This is a genomic window from Bifidobacterium stellenboschense (genome assembly GCF_000741785.1).
Taxonomy (GTDB): Bacteria; Actinomycetota; Actinomycetes; order Actinomycetales; family Bifidobacteriaceae; genus Bifidobacterium; species Bifidobacterium stellenboschense.
In genome coordinates, this window is sequence record NZ_JGZP01000004.1 from 64,820 (window position 1) to 82,602 (window position 17,783).

Annotated in this window: 14 protein-coding genes; 10 read left to right on the forward strand and 4 right to left on the reverse strand. The window is 66.6% G+C overall.

Going from position 1 to position 17,783, the window contains the following annotated elements:
- Nucleotides 1-18: 18 nt before the first annotated feature.
- From BSTEL_RS01640 to yidC, 3 genes are all read left to right on the forward strand, one after another.
- Entirely contained in the window at nucleotides 19-672 is a 654-nt protein-coding gene (locus BSTEL_RS01640; protein WP_034526324.1) for an HAD family hydrolase, read from the forward strand.
- Nucleotides 673-738: 66 nt separating this feature from the next.
- A complete protein-coding gene (locus BSTEL_RS01645) occupies nucleotides 739-1,212 on the forward strand; it encodes a hypothetical protein (protein ID WP_034526326.1) in 474 nt (157 codons plus the stop codon).
- 143 nt (nucleotides 1,213-1,355) lie between these two features.
- The gene (gene yidC, locus BSTEL_RS01650) at nucleotides 1,356-2,345 is read left to right on the forward strand and encodes a membrane protein insertase YidC (protein WP_051922751.1); all 990 of its coding nucleotides are present in this window, start codon (nucleotides 1,356-1,358) and stop codon (nucleotides 2,343-2,345) included.
- A 21-nt stretch (nucleotides 2,346-2,366) separates the two neighbouring features.
- Here the strand turns inward: yidC and BSTEL_RS01655 are convergent, their stop codons facing one another.
- Together BSTEL_RS01655 and BSTEL_RS01660 are read right to left on the reverse strand one after the other, a co-directional pair.
- Entirely contained in the window at nucleotides 2,367-2,990 is a 624-nt protein-coding gene (locus BSTEL_RS01655) for a GNAT family N-acetyltransferase (protein WP_084686035.1), read from the reverse strand.
- A 93-nt stretch (nucleotides 2,991-3,083) separates the two neighbouring features.
- Nucleotides 3,084-4,892 carry an ATP-binding protein gene (locus BSTEL_RS01660; protein WP_051922752.1) on the reverse strand — a complete coding sequence of 603 codons (1,809 nt, stop codon included), beginning with the start codon at nucleotides 4,890-4,892 and terminating at the stop codon, nucleotides 3,084-3,086.
- Nucleotides 4,893-5,082: 190 nt separating this feature from the next.
- Between BSTEL_RS01660 and BSTEL_RS01665 the strand changes: the two genes are divergently transcribed.
- Together BSTEL_RS01665 and BSTEL_RS01670 are read left to right on the forward strand one after the other, a co-directional pair.
- Nucleotides 5,083-5,466 carry a GntR family transcriptional regulator gene (locus tag BSTEL_RS01665; RefSeq protein ID WP_034526328.1) on the forward strand — a complete coding sequence of 128 codons (384 nt, stop codon included), beginning with the start codon at nucleotides 5,083-5,085 and terminating at the stop codon, nucleotides 5,464-5,466.
- Between the two features lie 20 nt (nucleotides 5,467-5,486).
- Complete coding sequence (locus tag BSTEL_RS01670; protein ID WP_034526331.1) at nucleotides 5,487-6,629, forward strand: DUF1648 domain-containing protein; 1,143 nt, start codon at nucleotides 5,487-5,489, stop codon at nucleotides 6,627-6,629.
- A gap of 81 nt (nucleotides 6,630-6,710) precedes the next feature.
- On the opposite strand, the gene thrC is transcribed toward BSTEL_RS01670, so the two are convergent.
- Nucleotides 6,711-8,201 (reverse strand): threonine synthase, encoded by a 1,491-nt coding sequence (gene thrC, locus BSTEL_RS01675; protein WP_034526332.1) that lies wholly within the window; start codon nucleotides 8,199-8,201, stop codon nucleotides 6,711-6,713.
- A 327-nt stretch (nucleotides 8,202-8,528) separates the two neighbouring features.
- Between thrC and glyA the strand changes: the two genes are divergently transcribed.
- From glyA to nadD, 4 genes are all read left to right on the forward strand, one after another.
- The gene (glyA, locus tag BSTEL_RS01680; protein WP_034526334.1) at nucleotides 8,529-9,836 is read left to right on the forward strand and encodes a serine hydroxymethyltransferase; all 1,308 of its coding nucleotides are present in this window, start codon (nucleotides 8,529-8,531) and stop codon (nucleotides 9,834-9,836) included.
- A 175-nt stretch (nucleotides 9,837-10,011) separates the two neighbouring features.
- On the forward strand, nucleotides 10,012-11,328 hold the full coding sequence (locus BSTEL_RS01685) for a glutamate-5-semialdehyde dehydrogenase (protein WP_034526335.1): 1,317 nt from the start codon (nucleotides 10,012-10,014) through the stop codon (nucleotides 11,326-11,328).
- Nucleotides 11,329-11,333: 5 nt separating this feature from the next.
- A complete protein-coding gene (locus BSTEL_RS01690) occupies nucleotides 11,334-11,942 on the forward strand; it encodes a phosphoribosylglycinamide synthetase (protein ID WP_156963124.1) in 609 nt (202 codons plus the stop codon).
- A gap of 56 nt (nucleotides 11,943-11,998) precedes the next feature.
- Complete coding sequence (nadD, locus tag BSTEL_RS01695) at nucleotides 11,999-12,748, forward strand: nicotinate-nucleotide adenylyltransferase (RefSeq protein ID WP_034526551.1); 750 nt, start codon at nucleotides 11,999-12,001, stop codon at nucleotides 12,746-12,748.
- Here the strand turns inward: nadD and BSTEL_RS01700 are convergent.
- Nucleotides 12,745-13,995 (reverse strand): glycoside hydrolase family 3 N-terminal domain-containing protein, encoded by a 1,251-nt coding sequence (locus BSTEL_RS01700; RefSeq protein ID WP_084686038.1) that lies wholly within the window; start codon nucleotides 13,993-13,995, stop codon nucleotides 12,745-12,747. The two genes, nadD and BSTEL_RS01700, sit on opposite strands and share 4 nt — an antisense overlap.
- A gap of 110 nt (nucleotides 13,996-14,105) precedes the next feature.
- On the opposite strand from BSTEL_RS01700, the gene BSTEL_RS01705 reads away from it, so the two are divergent.
- Nucleotides 14,106-17,423 carry a UPF0182 family membrane protein gene (locus tag BSTEL_RS01705; RefSeq protein ID WP_034526339.1) on the forward strand — a complete coding sequence of 1,106 codons (3,318 nt, stop codon included), beginning with the start codon at nucleotides 14,106-14,108 and terminating at the stop codon, nucleotides 17,421-17,423.
- Nucleotides 17,424-17,783 lie beyond the last annotated feature (360 nt).

Here is a 17,783-nt window from a genome sequence, read left to right on the forward strand (position 1 = left end):
ACTGAGGGAGAGACAGACATGACATCACGCAAGGCCGCCATCTTCGACCTCGACGGCACGCTCCTCGACTCGATGGGCGTGTGGGACCAGGTCGACATCGACTTCCTCGCCAAGCGGGGCATCGCCGTGCCCGACGACTACATGGCCAAGGTCGCGCCGATGCAGTTCAGACAGATCGCCGAATACACGATCGCGCGGTTCGGTCTCAAGGACACGCCCGAGGCGCTGATGGACGAATGGGACGAGATGGCGCGCGTCGCCTACGCGACCACCGTCGAGGCGAAACCGGGCGCGCTCGACTATCTGCGTGACCTGAAGGCGCGCGGCGTGCGGCTCGCCGTCGCCACATCCCTGCCGCCGCACCTCAGGGAACCGGCGTTGCGGCACGTGGGCATGTTCGACCTGTTCGACGCCATCGTCTCCGTCGACGACGCGAACGACGTGGGCAAGGACCGTCCGGACGTCTACCTGCTCGCCGCCGCCCGTCTCGGCGTGGAACCGTGCGACTGCACGGTGTTCGAGGACCTGCTCGTCGCCGTGCGTTCCGCGAGATCCGCGGGCATGCGCGTCTGGGCCATGCACGACGACTCGTCCGACGCGGACTGGGCCACGATCTGCGACGAGGCCGATGGCGTCCTCTTCGACTTCCACGACGCGCCCCGCGACCTGTAGGGCGTATACTGGCCGCAACATACGACGAACGATATACGTGATATACGGTCGGGGGTTGGCGACGGCATGGATGGCATCAGATTGGGCACATGGCTGGGATATGCCATGCTCCTCGTGATGCTCGCGCCCGTCGTCATTCCCGCCGTGCTGGTGCAGGAGGTCACGCGGCATGTCGCCGCGACACGGCTTGCATTGTTCTCACGTGGAGGTCTCGTCGTCCGACCGGCGTCGTTCGCCGTCCTGCTTACATTGACCGTCGTGACGCTGTCCATCGGCATGGCCGGCGGGTTCGCGTCCGACACGTCCGGTACGGCGCTCGCCGTCGTCGCGTTGGCCGCATCCTGCGCCGTCATCGTGATTGCGACGGTCGTAGGCGTCGCCGTACATGCGCTCGCCCTCTGCGCGTCCTGCGCCGGCCGCAAGCCGTTGCCGCGTGATTTCCGCTTCGATGCGGTGTTGTGCGACAAGGTGCGCTCGTGGGCGCGCCCGCAATGGGTGCCGCGTTGGGCCCGTTACACGCTTCCCGAACCGCGAATCTGAATTTTCCTCTTCTGTTTGCTCATGTACGCCGTGACATGGTCACGGCCGGTTCCTCTCATATTCAGATTCGTCATCGTGCCGGTCCCGGTCCATGCAGGACCCGGACCGTTATCCGGAAAGCGTTTAGCATCATGAATGCCCTCATGCCCCTGTTCCGACCCATCGAATGGGTCATCGCCCAACTACTCACCCTCATCCATGCCGTGTTCGTCGCCGCCGGACTGCCGGACGGTCCCGATCCCGCATGGTGCCTGTCCGTCATGTGCCTGGTCGTCGTCATCCGCGTATGTCTGATCCCGCTGTTCGTCCGTCAGCTGCGCGGCATGCGGGCGATGCAGGCCATCCAGCCGCAAATGCAGCGCATCAGGCGCAGATACGCGGCACGTAGGGATCAACGTTCCCGTGAGGCATTGCAACGCGAGCTCATGGCGTTGCAGCGTGAGCATGGCGCCGAACCGCTCGGCTCATGCATGCCCGCGATGATCCAGGCGCCGATCCTATGCTCCCTGTACTACGTGCTGCAGTCGCTGCCCTCCATCGCGTCGGGCAAGGCCGAGCCACTCGGTGCCATGGATCGTGTGCTTGCCGGCAGCGTCGAATCGTCATCGGTGTTCGGCGTGCGTCTGTCCGAAACATTCGGTACGGCCGAATCCGTGGGGCCTCGCGCCGTCATCGGCATGGTCGTCGCGGTCATGTGTGTGTCGTTGTTCGCGATGCAATGGATGCTCATCCACCGCAATACGCCGAAGGATACGATGAATTCTCCGCAGTTCCGCATGCAGAGGATGACGGTATTCGTCTTCCCGGCCATCTACGTGGTCTCGGGCGTGGCGTTGCCGTTCGGCGTGCTGCTCTATTGGATGACGAACAATCTGTGGAACCTCGCCCAGACGCTGGTCCAGCTGCATTGGTTCCCCGCTCCCGGCTCCATCGCCGCGGAACGCAAGGACGAGCGGGGCCACCGACGCGAGAACGGCCGTCGTGCCGCCGCCGGTCTGCCCTCCCTCGAGGAGGAGAGCGCCGCCAAGTCTCGTGCCGCCGCCCAAGCGCGGCGTGAGCGGGAGTCGGTGCGTGGTGGCCGTGACTCCCACTCACGCCGGCGACTGACGCCGGTCAAATCCCGTCGCCGCTAAAGGACTCGTTCCGGTTCGGCTTCAGCGCACCGGCATGAGGTCGGAGGGGCGTTCGGCGGCGAAACGCTGCGCCTCGAGCTTCTCGCCCTCCTCACGCTCGGCGGCCTCGGCGGTGATGCGGCCGGTGAGGCGCGCGATCGGCGCCTGGTAGACCACTTCGCCGAACGTGCGCCCGCCGCGCTCCACGACGCCTTCGTGACGGTCGACCTCGACGAACCCGAGGGATTCGACCATGTGGCGGGCGCGCAGGTTGAACGACCACACCTTGACGGTGATCTTCTTCGCCTTGAGCTGTTCGGCGGCCAGCGTGATGCCGAGCTTCATGGCCTGGTTGCCGAAGCCGCGATCCTGATAGTACGGGCCGATGAGCACCGACATCGTGGGATCACGGTCCGGTTCCCCGCCGTCCCAGGCGGAGACGAATCCGATGGGGTTGCCGAACGGGTCGAGCACCGTCCGCCCGAAACGGGTGTCGTCATCGACGTCGCTCCATTCGTGAAACAGGCGTTCCGCCTCGTCGTCGGTTGTCTCGTCCAGGGTCTTCCGGCAGCCGTCGGCGACGGACGGGTTGTTCCACCACCGTGCGAACAGCGGATAATCGGACGGTTCGGTCTTGCGCAGCGTAACAGCGTTGTTGTCAGGCATGATTGCTCCCTTCGTCTCGCCATTGTAGGCATGATGCGTGCGGCGGCGCGACGGAGTTAACCGGTAATTCACATGGGTCGTCGTGCCGCTTGCCTAGGCGGCCTTGAGACGGTACTCCTGTTTGGGGCTGCGGGCCGGTTGGGTGCGTTCGATGGCCCCCGAGCGCAGCAGTTTGCGCAGTTGGTATGTGACGGTCGAACGCGGGGCGCCGGTCGCCTCCACCAGTTGCGGTGTCGCCATGGTGCCGTGTTCGCCGATGAGCGTCAGCAGCGCCTCCTCCAACGGCGAGTACCCGGCATCCGCATGGGGCGGCATCGTGCCGGAGCCGGTGCCGCCGTCGGGTGCATCGGCTCCGATGGCGGGAGATGTCGCCGGCATGGCTTCATCGCCGTCCATGGGTTTCCGTTCGATGCCCATGTATCGGGCATATGGTTCCTCCAGCCATGGCGTGCCCTTGATGGTCTGGTCGTACAGCTCCCGGTCGGTGATGTCCTGCACGTCGATGCCGCCATGGGGGAACGGCACGATCTTCGGATGCGTGGGTTTCGGCACCTTGCCATGGTCCAATCCCACGGAGGCGCTGTAGTCGACGTCTGCCTGTTCGCCCTGCGCGGCGTAGCGTCGATCCCTGCGGCTGTCCGGCAGCCTGGCGGTGTCGGCCGATCGGAAGGTCATGCGGAACGCCGTCAAGGTGTCGGCGATCTCGGGCGCGCCGTTGCCGTTCTCCGTGAGGGTGGCCGTGATGAGCTCGAATCCCGTGCCCCGGTTCTCCGCGACGGTCCCGCCATGGAACGGCGTGAGCTCCAGCAGCTTGGCCAACGTCTGGTTTCTGGTGGACGTGGCGCCGGGCATGCCGATGGTGTCCGTGGTCACGGCGCCGTACAGTCCGCCGGGGCTGAGTATCTCCAGCCGGTCCGCATACATGTTGACCTGGATCTGGCCGCCACGGGCCATCGGCGAATAATCGCGGTGCATGACGGCGTTGACCACCGCCTCGCGTATGGCCTCTTCGGGATACTCGAAGGTGTCCTTGCGCAGGGGGCCGTCCAACACGCCGCCGATGCGCATGTTCCTGCGGGTCGCGAGCAGCGTCTCCTCGAGGATTTCGGGAATCGGGCCGTCGAAGGTCCGGTTGTCGATGTACTTCACCCCGCCGGCGAACACCTTGCTGTACCCCTGATACCGGGTGAATGTGATGTTCAGACGGGGGAGGAACTGCTGCGGGTATTTTCCGGCGGCGAGCAGCCCCGCGAGCGTGGGGTGGGTGCCGCCGTCGCCGTCGATTCCCGTGACTCCCAGCATATGCAGGGCGTCATCGTCCGGAATCGTTCCAAAGATGCGCGGCCGCTGTCTTCGGCATAGGTGCAGGATGCCTTGAACCGTATTCGAATCCAGATCGTCGACCGTCGCCTCGCCGACGATTTCCCTGTCGTATGTGGGCTGTGCGCGGTTCTCCAGCAGACGGTCGATCTCATACTGACTGAGCTTCCTGTCGCCATCCCACACGCGGATGAACGAGCCGCTGTAGCGGCCCCTGTTGCGCACATAGCAAGGCTTGTCCAGCGGGTCGGTCTCGTCGATGACCGAGATGACCACCTGTGAGCCGTGGTACTCCGCGATTTCGATGACCGGGCGGACCGGTGGCATCAGCTTCTCCCGGCACATCTGCGCCATCGCGTCCGCGATCGATTTGGCGTCGAATCCATCGATGGGAGAGAACCCATGGCGTTCGGAAACGCCGAGGACGATGGTGCCGCCGTTTCCATTGGAGAACGCCGAGACGGTTTCGGGCAACGAAGTCGGCAATCCTCCGACGGCCTCCTTGACCTCAACGCTCTGATTGTCGCTGTCGGCATGACGCAGCGGTTCGAGCAGCGCGTCAATCTCTTCTTCCGACCACATGATGACTCCTTCGCCGTTCCTACATAACAACCATCGTAGCAGTAAGATTGCTATGTTTGTTATGTCCGTGTCGCAGGTGGCGCTGTCGGCCGCCGTTTTGCCACATTTCATTCACGCAGCGCCACAATCGCCGCAAGTGTTATAGTTGATATGGAACAGATAGAACGATTTGAAAGAAAGGGACCCGTCGATGATCATCGACATCGACGCCCGCAGCGACGTGCCGATCTACGAACAGCTGCGACGCGGCGTCATCGCCGGCATCGCGAACGACGAACTCGCGCCCGGCGACCGTCTGCCGTCCGTGCGCGCGCTCGCCGTCGACCTCGGCGTCAACCTGCACACGGTCAACAAGGCGTACGCGCTCCTGCGCGACGACGGCTACATCACGATGCGACGCGGCTCCGGCGCCGTCGTCGCCGAACGAGGCGCCGGAGCCGCGGACGCGCCCGGCGACGCGCGCATCGAAGGCGAACTCCACCGGCTCATACTCGAACACAAGGCGGGCGGGGGAGACGCCGCGGCGTTCCTCGACCTCGTACGCACGCAACTCGCCCGCATATACGGCGAATGACGGGATGAAGGAGAATCACCATGAACGCGACCATCGCGACCGTCGCCCTGCTGCTGACGGTCCTCTTCCTCCCATCGCTCGTCGCCGTCCCCATGGTGCTCACGCCGTGGCTGACCGATCGGCGTGAGGTCTTCGGCGTGACCGTGCCTCCCGTCGCGCACCGCGACCAGCGCATCCGCACGCTGAAAACCGGATACCTGCGGGCCGTCGTCGGGGCCGACGCGGCATGCGTCGTCTGTTCGTTTGCGGCCTGGCTTCTCGCCGGCGCGACCGGTGCATTGTGGGCCGCCGGCATGGCGACCGTACTCGTCGCCGTCCTCGCCGTCGTCGCGCAGCAGGCGTGCCGCCGCAAGGTCATGACGGTCAAACGGGAACGCGGATGGGTGGCGGACGGCGACCTGCGTGCCGCCGCCGTCGCCGAAACCGCCGCGCCCGAACCGCTCGGATTCGGCTGGGAGTCGTTGCAGGCCGTGGCGCTCGCCGTCACGACCCTCGTCGGTGTGCTCGGCTACGACCGCATGCCTGATTGCGTGCCCATGCACATGGATCTCGCCGGACATGTGGATTCATGGGCGGTGAAGTCGCCGGCCGTGATCTGGTATCCGGTGCTTGTGCAATTGGTCATGGCCACGGTGATGGTCGTCTGCCATGCGGTGCTGTTGCGTTCCCGGCGGCCGGTGGACCCGGAACGGCCCGCATCCAGCGCCTATGCCTACGGTGTGTACGCGCGGGCGTGGAGCGTGTATCTGGTCGTCGTCGGCCTGCTCGTCGCCGCGGCGATGGGACTTGGCTTCCAGCTCTCGCTCATCGGAGTGGTCGGCGCGGGAACGGTCGGCGTGCTGCTGGCGCTCGTCGCCGTGGTCGCGGTCGTCGGCGCCATCGGCATGGGCGTGCGGTACGGACAGAACGGCTCGCGCGTGTTCGATGAGGACGACGGTGATGCGGCCGGGGACGGCGATGGCGGCGGGACGATGCCCCGCGATGACGACCGATACTGGATCGGCGGCGTGATCTACTGGAACCGCGACGATCCGGCCGTGATCGTGCCGAAACGCTTCGGCATCGGCTGGACCTGCAACTTCGCGCGTCCGGGAGCGTGGGCGGGAATCGCCGCGCTGCTTGTTGTCATCATCGGCATGCCGGTCGTGTTCGCCCTGCTGTAAGAGAATCCGTAAGAGAATCCCCCTCAGCCGCCGGTACGGGCTGAAGGGGATTTCCTTACCGAGGGGGATCGCGAAACGCGATCACAGCGCCTTGGCGGCCTGTTCGACGAAGGACTCCATGCCGTCGATCGGGACGACCGTGTCGAAACGCACGTCGGCGGTCTCGAGGCCTCGCAACGCGGCCGGGGCGGTCGTGCCGGTCTCATGCGCGAGCACGTCCATGCACTCGAAATCGGTGCCGTTCGCGTCGAAGCCGAGGGACTCGTTCACGACGCGCGGGAACTTGTACGGGCTCGCGGTCGCGAGGATCACGCGCGGGGTCAGCGGGTCATGCGGCATCTGTTGCGCGACGAAGTACGCGCATGCGGTGTGCGGGTCGATGACGTAACGGTTCTTCTCCCAGCAGTCGGCGATCATCTCGCGCACCTGGTCCTCGTCGGCCCATCCGCAGCCGAACAGTTGGCGGATCTTGGCGAGCAGCGGCTCCGGGATCTCGTATGTGCCCCAGTTCTTGAGGTCGTTCATCAGCATGGCGATCAGGCGCGTGTCGCCATCGGACAGGTAGTAGAGCATGCGCTCCAGGTTCGAGGAGATGAGGATGTCCATCGACGGGCTGATCGTCTGGAAGAACGGACGCTGACGGTTGTACGTGCCGGTGGTGAGGAAGTCGAACAGCACGTTGTTCTTGTCGGAGGCGACCACGAGATGCTTGACGGGCAGACCGAGCAGCTTCGCGTAGTAGCCGGCGAGGATGTCGCCGAAGTTGCCGGTCGGCACGACGAACTCGACCTCGTCGCCCACGTTGATGACCTGCTGCTCGAGCAGCTGCGCGTACGCGGAGAAGTAGTAGACGACCTGCGGCACGAGACGGCCCACGTTGATCGAGTTCGCGGAGGAGAGCACCACGTGCGAGTCGCCGGCGAGCTTCGCGGCGAGCTCCTTGTCGCCGAAGATGCGCTTGACCGCGGACTGCGCGTCGTCGAAGTTGCCCTCCACGGCGGCCACGTTCACGTTCGAGCCGGTCTGCGTGGTCATCTGCAGCTCCTGCACCTGGCTCACCTTGCCCTCCGGGTAGAAGACGGTGATCGCGGTGCCCGGGGCGTCGGCGAAGCCGGCCAGCGCCGCCTTGCCCGTGTCGCCGGAGGTGGCGGTGAGAATCATGATCTTTTCGTCCGTGTCGCCGCCGGCCGGCGTGGTGCGCGCCATGAACCGCGGCAGGATCTGCAGGGCCACGTCCTTGAACGCGGAGGTCGGGCCGTTGAACAGTTCGAGGATGAAGTCGTCGCCGAGCGGTTTCAACGGCGTGATGCGGTCATCCGACCACTGCTCGCCGTAGGCGGCGTCGATGCACGCGCCCAGCTCCTCGGCCGTGAAGTCGGGCAGCAGCGCGCCCAGCACGCGGCGCGCGATCTCCTGATAGGACTTGCCGGCCAGATCGCCGATCTCGACCTTCGTGGAACCCAGCTGGTCGGAGACGAACAGGCCGCCGTCGTCGGCGATGCCCTTGCGGATCGCCTGCTTGGCGGTCAGCGAGTCGGTGGTGGAACGGGTGGAATGGAATGTGGTGGCCACGGCGGATCCTTCATATGCGAAACGGGGACGATAAACCACCCACCAGTCTACCGGCGACCCTCCCATGGTGCGGCGAATCTCCCATGGTGCGGTCACACACAATCCACACAACGGCGGAATCACGCCGTTTCCGGCGACCGCACCATGAGGGGTTTGCCGCACCATGAGCATAGGCGGGCGGGTAGGCGGGCGGGGATGGGGATCGCGGGGAGGCGTTCCACAGGGTGAGATTCGTCATACGACGGAAACAGGTTCGCCACAAACGGACCGTACACTCGTCGCCCGAACGGCAAACCAGTCGTTACCCACACCGTTTAAGGAGCACACATGACCGCTTCACCCCTCGCACAGAAGGCCACCGACGCATTCAACGCGCCCATCAGCGCCGCCGATCCGGAGATCGCCGAGCTGCTTGACTCCGAACTCCGCCGCCAGCAGGGCGGCCTCGAGATGATCGCCTCCGAGAACTTCGTGCCGCGCGCCGTGCTGCAGTGCCAGGGCTCCGTGCTCACCAACAAGTACGCCGAAGGCTACCCGGGACGCCGCTACTACGGCGGCTGCGAATTCGTCGACCAGATCGAGACCATCGCCCGTGAACGCGCCAAGAAGCTGTTCGGCGCCGAATACGTGAACGTCCAGCCCCACTCCGGCGCCCAGGCCAACGCCGCCGTCTACCAGGCGCTCGTCAAGCCCGGCGACACCGTGCTCGGCCTCGCCCTCGACCACGGCGGCCACCTCACCCACGGCATGAAGATCAACTTCTCCGGCAAGTTCTACCACGCCGAAGCCTACGGCGTGAACCCGGAGACCTTCCGCATCGACCCGGAGATCATCCGCCAGCGCGCCCTCGAAACCCACCCGGCCATGATCATCGGCGGCTGGTCCGCCTACCCGCGCATCGAGGACTTCAAGGCCATCAAGGAGATCGCCGACGAGGTCGGTGCCAAGTTCTGGGTCGACATGGCCCACTTCGCCGGCCTCGTCGCCGCCGGCCTGCATCCGAGCCCCGTCCCGTACGCGGACGTCGTCTCCTCCACCGCCCACAAGACGCTCGGCGGCCCGCGTTCCGGCTTCATCCTCGCCAAGCAGGAGTACGCCAAGAAGCTCAACTCCTCCGTGTTCCCCGGTCAGCAGGGCGGCCCGCTCATGCACGTGGTCGCCGGCAAGGCCGTCAGCTTCAAGGTCGCCGGCACCCCGGAGTTCAGGAACCGCATGGAGCGCACGCTCGAAGGCGCGAAGATCATCGCCGAGCGCCTCCTCGCCGACGACGTCAAGGCCAACGGCATCAGCGTGCTCACTGGCGGCACCGACGTGCACCTCGTGATGGTCGACCTGCGCAACAGCGAAATGGACGGCAAGCAGGGCGAGGATCTGCTCGCCCAGTGCGGCATCACCATCAACCGCAACACCGTGCCGTTCGACCCGCGCCCCGCCTCCGTCGCCTCCGGCCTCAGGATCGGCGCCAGCGCGCTCGCCACCCGCGGCTTCGGACCGAAGGAGTACGAGGAGGTCGCCGACATCATCGGCACCGCGCTCGCCGCCGGCCCGTCCGCCGACGTCGAAAGCCTCAAGGCCCGCGTCGACAAGCTCGTCGAGGACTTCCCGCTCTACCCGGATCTCGACCAGATCCACTGATCGGACATGATCGAGGGTGGTCGGCGGCCCGTCGACCACCCTCAGTCAGCTTCGCCGACAGCTCCCGCCGGCGGGAGCCGATGCCGTTCCGGTCGGTTTCGGCGATGGCTCCCGGACGGCGGGAGCCTTTTCGTATTCCGGACTTTGCGCACGTGTTGCGGTAAGGTGGGTGGTTATGACGAACAACGAGGAAACCGCGGTCGCGGGAGCCGTCTTCGATGCCGTGTGCGCCCGCGCCGACGCCGCCGCACGCGCGCAGCGGGCGCTCGCGCGCGCGGACACGGACGCCAAGAACCGTCTGCTGCACGCCATCGCCGACGCGCTCGACGCCCGCGCCGGCGAGATTGAGACGGCCAACGCCGCCGACATGGCCGCGTCGCGCGAGGCCGGCATGGACGCCGGCAAGCTCGACCGCCTGCTCTTCGACGCCCCGCGTGTCAAGGCCGCCGCCGGCGGCGTGCGCCACGTCGCCTCCCTGCCCGATCCGGTCGGCGAGATCGTGCGCGGCTATAATCTGCCCAACGGCATGCGACTGACCCAGACGCGCGTGCCGATCGGCGTCATCGGCATGATCTACGAGGCGCGTCCGAACGTCACCGTCGACGTCGCGTCCCTGTGCCTCAAATCCGGCAACGCGGCGATCCTGCGAGGCGGTCACGCGGCCGAACGCACGAACGCCGCCACGCTCGCCGTGATCGGCGACGCGTTGCGCGCGGAAGGCTTCGACCCGTCGCTCGTCGCCACCGTCGACGATTTCGGACGCGACGGCGCGACCGCGATGATGGAGGCGCGCGGCCACATCGACCTGCTCGTGCCGCGCGGAGGCAAGGGCCTCATCCGCGCCGTCGTCGAGAACTCGAAGGTGCCGGTCATCGAGACGGGCGCCGGCAACGTGCACATCTACATGGACGCCTCCGGCGACCCGGCCAAGGCGATCCCCATCATCATCAACGCGAAGACGCAGCGCGTCGGCGTGTGCAACGCTGCCGAGAAGCTGCTTGTGCACGAGCGCGTCGCCGCGACGTTCCTTCCCGTGGCGGCCGCCGCGCTGCTCGACGCGGGCGTGACGCTCCACGCGGACGAACGCGCCTACGCGATCATCGACGCAACCGCGCCGCAGGCCGCGGCGGACGGGTTGCTCACGCACGCCACCGCCGAGGACTGGGACACCGAATACCTCGCGCTCGAGATGGGCGTGCGCGTCGTCGACTCGCTCGACGAGGCCGTCGACCACATCAACGCGCACTCCACCGGCCACACCGAGGCGATCGTCGCCGAGGACTACACGGCCGTCGAAGAGTTCACCGCGCGCATCGACTCGGCCGTCGTCATGGTCAACGCGTCCACGCGGTTCACCGACGGCGGCGTGTTCGGCTTCGGCGCCGAACTCGGCATCTCCACGCAGAAGATGCACGCGCGCGGGCCGATGGGCCTGAGGGAGATGACCACCACGAAATGGATCGGATACGGCAGGGGGCAGGTGCGCGCATGAGCGACATGAACGAGACGACCGACGAGAAGACTGCGAACGACGGCATGAGCGTGCCGATCACCGAACTGCGCGACGACCTCGACCTGGACGACCCGCGCTGCGGGCTCAAGATCGCCGCCGAACGCCTCAGCATCGTGCGTTACGTGTTCCTCGTGCAGATCGAGGACGGCATCGCCTCCGCGTCCCAGCGCGCCTCGCTCGAATATGCGGACGCCGTGCTCATCGGCTGGCCCGACGAGCACGCGCCGGACGTGGCCGACCTGGACGATGCGCAGCTGCACGCGGTGCGCGAGCACATGACCCTCATGGAAAGCTACATCGCGCGGTTCTCCACGCTCGAACGCGAAGGCGACGTGGACGGCATGACCGACACGCTCATCCGCGTGACCGAGCGCGTCGCCGAGGTCCGCCGCCTCTACCAGCCCGACTTCCCGCTGCCCACGTTCGCGGAGATCCGCCGCGTCGTGCAGGACGAATGGGACGAGGACATGGGCAAGATCGACCCGAAGGACGGCAGTCCCACCGCCATGGAGATCGAACAGGAGACCGAGCAGGCCGAACACGCCGAGCTGCGCGAGGAGGCCTCCGAACGCAAGGCGGAGGGGCGCGCGTGAGCATGACGGACGCCAATGCCGCAGAAGACATTGTGAACACGGGGGATACGGGAGGCATGACCGCCGGCGAACGGCGCATGTCCGACCTGTCCGTCGATTCGGTGGAGGCGGCCGCCAACGTGGCCAACGCGGGCGCGCCCGGCACCGGCGGCTCCGAATCCGGCCCCGCCGCCGTGCGGCACGGGACGGCCGTCCGCCGGTCCGCGCGCGGCAACTGGCACGCGACGCCGCGCATCGGCATCATGGGCGGCACGTTCGACCCGATCCACAACGGCCACCTGGTCGCAGCCAGCGAAGTGGCGTGGGTGTACGACCTCGACGAGGTGATCTTCGTGCCCACCGGCCGGCCCGTGTTCAAGCTCGACAAGCACGTCACCAACGCCGAGGACCGCTATCTGATGACGGTGATCGCCACCGCCTCCAACCCGAAGTTCACGGTCAGCCGCGTCGACATCGACCGCCCAGGCGTCACCTACACGATCGACACGCTGCGCGACATCCGCGCGCAACGGCCCGACGCGGAACTGTTCTTCATCACCGGCGCGGACGCGGTCGCCGAGATCATGCAGTGGAAGGACGCGGAGAAGATGTGGGATCTCGCCCACTTCGTCGCCGTCACGCGCCCCGGCTATTCCTCGCCCGAAGGTGTGAGGCTGCCCGAAGGCAAGGTGGACACGCTGGAGATTCCCGCATTGGCGATCAGCTCCACCGACGTGCGCCGCCGCGCCGAACACGATGAGCCTGTCTGGTATCTCGTGCCCGACGGCGTCGTCCAATACATCGGCAAGCACGGCCTGTATCGCTAGGCCATCAACCCCATCTCGAGTTTGAGCCGCACGACGCGCTCCGCCGAACGCGCCACCTTCGCGGCGAACGCGTCATCCGCCTTCGCCTTCGCCGTCAATCCGTCGAGGATCGGCGTGACGTAGGCGCTCTGCCCGATGCACACGAGGTCGCCTCCCGCCTCGACGAACCGCACGCCCAACTGGTCGGTCGGCGTGCCGCTCACCGCCGCTGCCGACAGCGAATCCGACGTGACCACGCCGTCATACCCCTGCCGGCCGCGCAGCACGCCGTCCACGATCGCGGAGGAGAACGCGGCCGGATTGTCCGCGTCGATTCGCTGGTACGTGGCGAGCGACATCATCACCATCGCCGGACTCGCCTGCGCGATCACCGTATGGAACGCGCCGATCTCCGCGCCGTCCGCCGTGGTCGTCGTGTCGAGGATGCCGTCCGCCGTGAAATCCGTGTTCCCCTTGACCGCGCCCAATCCCGGATAATGCTTGATCGACGACTGCACGCCCGCGTCGCGCATCCCAGCGACGAACGCGGCCGCATGCTCGGCGTTGCCGGCGGCGTCGAGACCGAAATCACGGTCCAGGGCGCCGATCGGATCATTCTGATTACGGTCGCCGGGCACCGTGTCCGTGACCGGCGCGAGATCGACGTTGACGCCGGCCGCCGCCAACTGGCCGCCCCAGCCGGCAGCCGACGTGCGCAACCGGTCGGTCGTCATCGCGCCCTGTTCGACGGCGCTCGGCATCTCGTCGAACCCGGAACCGGTCAGATGCTGCACCTGGCCGCCCTCCTGATCGGTGGCGACGAGCAGTCGCGAACCATCCTTCACATAGGAGTGCAGCCCGTCGACCACACCGCGCACGCCGGACACGCCGGAACGCCAGTTGCCGATGAGCAGCACCGACCCGACATGACGATCCGCGATCGCGTCCTTCAACGCTGACGGCTCACTGCCGGCGAACAACGGCGCCATTACCAGCTGGCCGACACGCTCCTCGACATCCATGCCGTCGACGATCCGACGGGCCCGCATCGACGTCGGATCGCCCGGAACCGGCACCGCGGAACGCGACATGCGCGCGTCCGAAGGCGCCGAAGCCGACCGCCGATCCCCACGCACGCGCGGCAGCACCACGAACACGACGACCAGCGCGACAGCCAGCATCGCGGCGACGGCCGTCACCACCACGGGCATCATGCGGCCACGACGCGTCACGCGCCCGCCGCCACGGTTCCTTCCAGCCACCGGCATCCCCTTTCGACTCCAGCTCTCATCCGCGCACGAGAATACACGCCGGCACGCCTCGGCTCCCGGCGAACGCACACGGATTGACATTCCCCACCTATTTGTAGGCTGGAATCATGTCATTCGCAGATATATTCGGTATGTTCGACCCCGATTTCGACCCGCGCGGCAACCGCGGGCGGTCCGGTCGGAACGGATCGCAGGGACGCGCCGAACGTTCCGACGACGATCCGATCATCATCAACGTCGAAACGGACGGCGACGACGGCGCGGACGCCGCCGGTTCCGCCGGTTCCGGCGCGCGACGCGGCGGGGGAGCGGGACGGCCCCCGTTCGGCCCCGGATTCCCGCGCATCACGCGCAAGCCGTCGCGCCCGAACAAAGGCCCGCGCGGCGTGGACCGCGGCACGAAGATCCTCATCGGCGTGGTGGCCGCGCTCGCCATCATCGTCGGCCTGTTCTTCGGTCTCTCCCGGTTCATCACCGACCTCATGTGGTACGGCCAGCTCGGCTTCCAATCCGTCGTCTGGACGCAGCTCGGCGTGAAGGTCGGCCTGTGGGTCGCATACGCGCTGCTCATGGGCCTCGTCGGATTCCTGTCCGCGTGGCTGGCGATCCGCGCCCGCCCCGACGCGGCCGACGGCTCGCGCGTGCGCGTCGACGGCGACGTGGTCGAGGTGAAGCGGACCGTCAGCTCGAAGACCGCGCGACGCGTCGCCGCCGTCATCTCCATGATCGTGGGCGCCGTGTTCGGAGCGCAGTTCAACGCGAACTGGGCCGACGTGCTGCTCATGTTCAACGCGCAGAGCTTCGGCGTCAAGGACCCGCAGTTCGGACTCGACAACGGCTTCTACGTGTTCGTGCTGCCCGGCCTGAGGCTCGTCATGTCCGCCGTGTCGATGCTGCTGCTCATCGGCATCGTCTTCTCCGTCGCCACGCACGTGATGATGGGCGGCATCCGCCTGACCATGCCGGTGAACGGCCGCGGCCTGTTCGCCATCACGAAGCGCGCCCGCCGTCAGATCGCCATATGGCTCATGCTCAACATGTTCGCGCTCGCCGCGTCCACCGCGCTCGGCGTGTTCGCGCACCTGACCCAGCAGGGTTCGCGCATCACCGGCGCCACGTACACGACCGTCAACGCGACCATCCCGGTCACGTTCATCATGGCCGCGCTCATCGCAATCCTCGGCGTCGTGCTCGGCGTGTGGCTGATGCGCTCGCACGCGCTGGAGGGCGCTCAGCCGCTCGGCGTGCGCGCCTCCGCCGCCCTCAAGGCGTGGCGCACCCCGGTCGTCGCGATCGCCGTCGTGGTCGTCGTCTCCATGGTGCTGACCATCGTGTGGCCGGCGCTGCTGCAGCGGTTCCGCGTCAACCCGAACGCGCAGGAGATGGAATCCACGTACATCCAGCGCAACATCGACGCCACGCGCGCCGCCTACGGCCTCGACAAGCTCAAGACCGAGAACTACAAGGCCACCACGAAGGGCGAATCCGGCGCGTTGAGCTCGGAGGGCGAGACCACGGCGCAGATCCGACTGCTCGACCCGCAGGTCGTCTCCCCGACGTTCAAGCAGCTCCAGCAGTCCAAGCAGTACTACACGTTCGCCGACACGCTCGCCGTCGACAAATACGAGATCGACGGCAAGAGCCAGGACACGGTGATCGCCGCCCGCGAGCTCGACCTCGCCGGCAACGACAACCGCAACTGGGTGAACGACCACACCGTGTACACGCACGGCTACGGCGTCGTCGCCGCCTACGGCAACAAGGTGACCGCCGACGGCCAGCCCGAGTTCTTCGAATCCGGCATCCCCACGCAGGGCAAGCTCACCGAATCCGAGAAATACGAGCCGCGCATCTACTTCTCGCCGAACATGGGCGAATACTCGATCGTCGGCGCGCCGGAGGGCACCGCCGCATGGGAGTTCGACTATCCGACCGGCTCGAAGGGCGCGACCAACACGTTCAAGGGGAACGGCGGCCCGTCCGTCGGCAACCTGTTCTCGCGTCTCATGTACGCGATCCGCTTCGGCTCCGACCAGATCCTCTTCTCCGACCGCGTGACCTCCGCCTCGCAGATCCTCTACGACCGCTCGCCGCGCGAACGCGTCGCCAAGGTCGCCCCGTACCTGACGCTCGACGGCCGCGTCTACCCGGCGGTGGTCGACGGCCGCGTCAAGTGGATCGTCGACGGCTACACCACGTCCGACGCCTACCCGTACTCGCAGATGACCGACCTCGGCTCGGCGACCAAGGACTCCACCACCGTCTCGTCGTCCACCGTGACCGGCCTCGGCACGCAGCAGGCGAACTACATCCGCAACTCGGTGAAGGCCACCGTCGACGCGTACGACGGTTCCGTCGACCTGTACGTGTGGGACAAGTCCGACCCGGTCATCAAGGCGTGGGAGCAGGTCTTCCCCGGCCAGTACCACCAGCTGAGCGAGATCAGCGGCGACCTGATGAGCCACATGCGCTACCCGGAGAACCTGTTCAAGGTGCAGCGCGAACTGCTCGCCAAGTACCATGTGACCTCCGCCAGCCAGTACTATTCGGGCGAGGACTTCTGGCAGACGCCGGTCGACCCCACCGAATCGCAGTCGCAGCAGGATCAGGACATCCTCCAGCCGCCCTACTATCTGACCCTCCAGACCGGCGGCACCAAGAAGCCGGTGTTCTCCCTGACCTCCTCGTACATCCCCGCCGGCACGTCGACACGCGAGATCCTCACAGGATTCCTCTCCGTCGACTCGGACGCGGGCTCGACGAAGGGCGAGATCGGGCCGAACTACGGCACCCTCAGATTGCAGGAGCTGCCGAAGGATTCGAACGTGCCCGGCCCCGGACAGGCGCAGAACAACTTCAACGCGGACGCCGACGTGTCCAAGGAGCTCAACCTCCTGCAATCCGGTTCCACGAACGTGGTGCGCGGCAACCTGTTGACGCTCCCGTTGGGTGGCGGCCTGGTCTACGTGCAGCCCGTGTACGTGAAGTCCTCGGGCGCCACGTCGTTCCCGCTGCTCAAGAAGACGCTCGTCGCATTCGGCGACCAGGTCGGCTTCGCCGACACGCTCGACGAGGCGCTCGACCAGGTGTTCGGCGGCGACTCCGGCGCGTCCGCCGGCGACGCGGCGAACGTCGCGGGCGGTTCGGACGGCTCTGGTTCGGGTGACGCCGGTTCGGATTCGTCGGGTTCGTCCGGTGACACGTCGAAGGGCGGTGCCGGCGACGGCAAGGATTCCGGTTCGTCCGGTTCGGCGTCCGGTTCGTCCACGGCGCGTAGCCCCGAGCTCAAGCAGGCGCTCGACGATGCCGCCCAGGCGATGAAGGACAGCCAGGACGCCATGAAGAACGGCGACTGGACCGCCTACGGCGAAGCCCAGAAGGCCCTTGAGGACGCGTTGAACAAGGCCATCGAACTGGAGCAGTAGTTTCGGGGCGGAGCGTCGGAACCCTATCCGATGCCCCGATACACCCCGCACCGCCGCATGGCGCAAGAAATCCCGGGAATCGGCGTGATTCTCCGGGATTTCTTGCATTGACCCATCGTCAGCGCAACTTTTCCCGGGTGATGGGGTTGTTTCCCGGGAAACTTTGCGCTGAGCGGGTGGGCAGCGCGACTTTTCCCGGACGACATGGGCATCTTCCGGGATATGTCGTGCTGAGATGCCGTCAGCGCAAGGATTCCCGGGCGGTGGGGACGTTTTCCGGGATTGTTTGCACTGATGACGCGCCAGTGCGACTTTTCCCGGACCGAGCCGGTGTTCTCCGGGATTTCTTGCGCCGGGTGT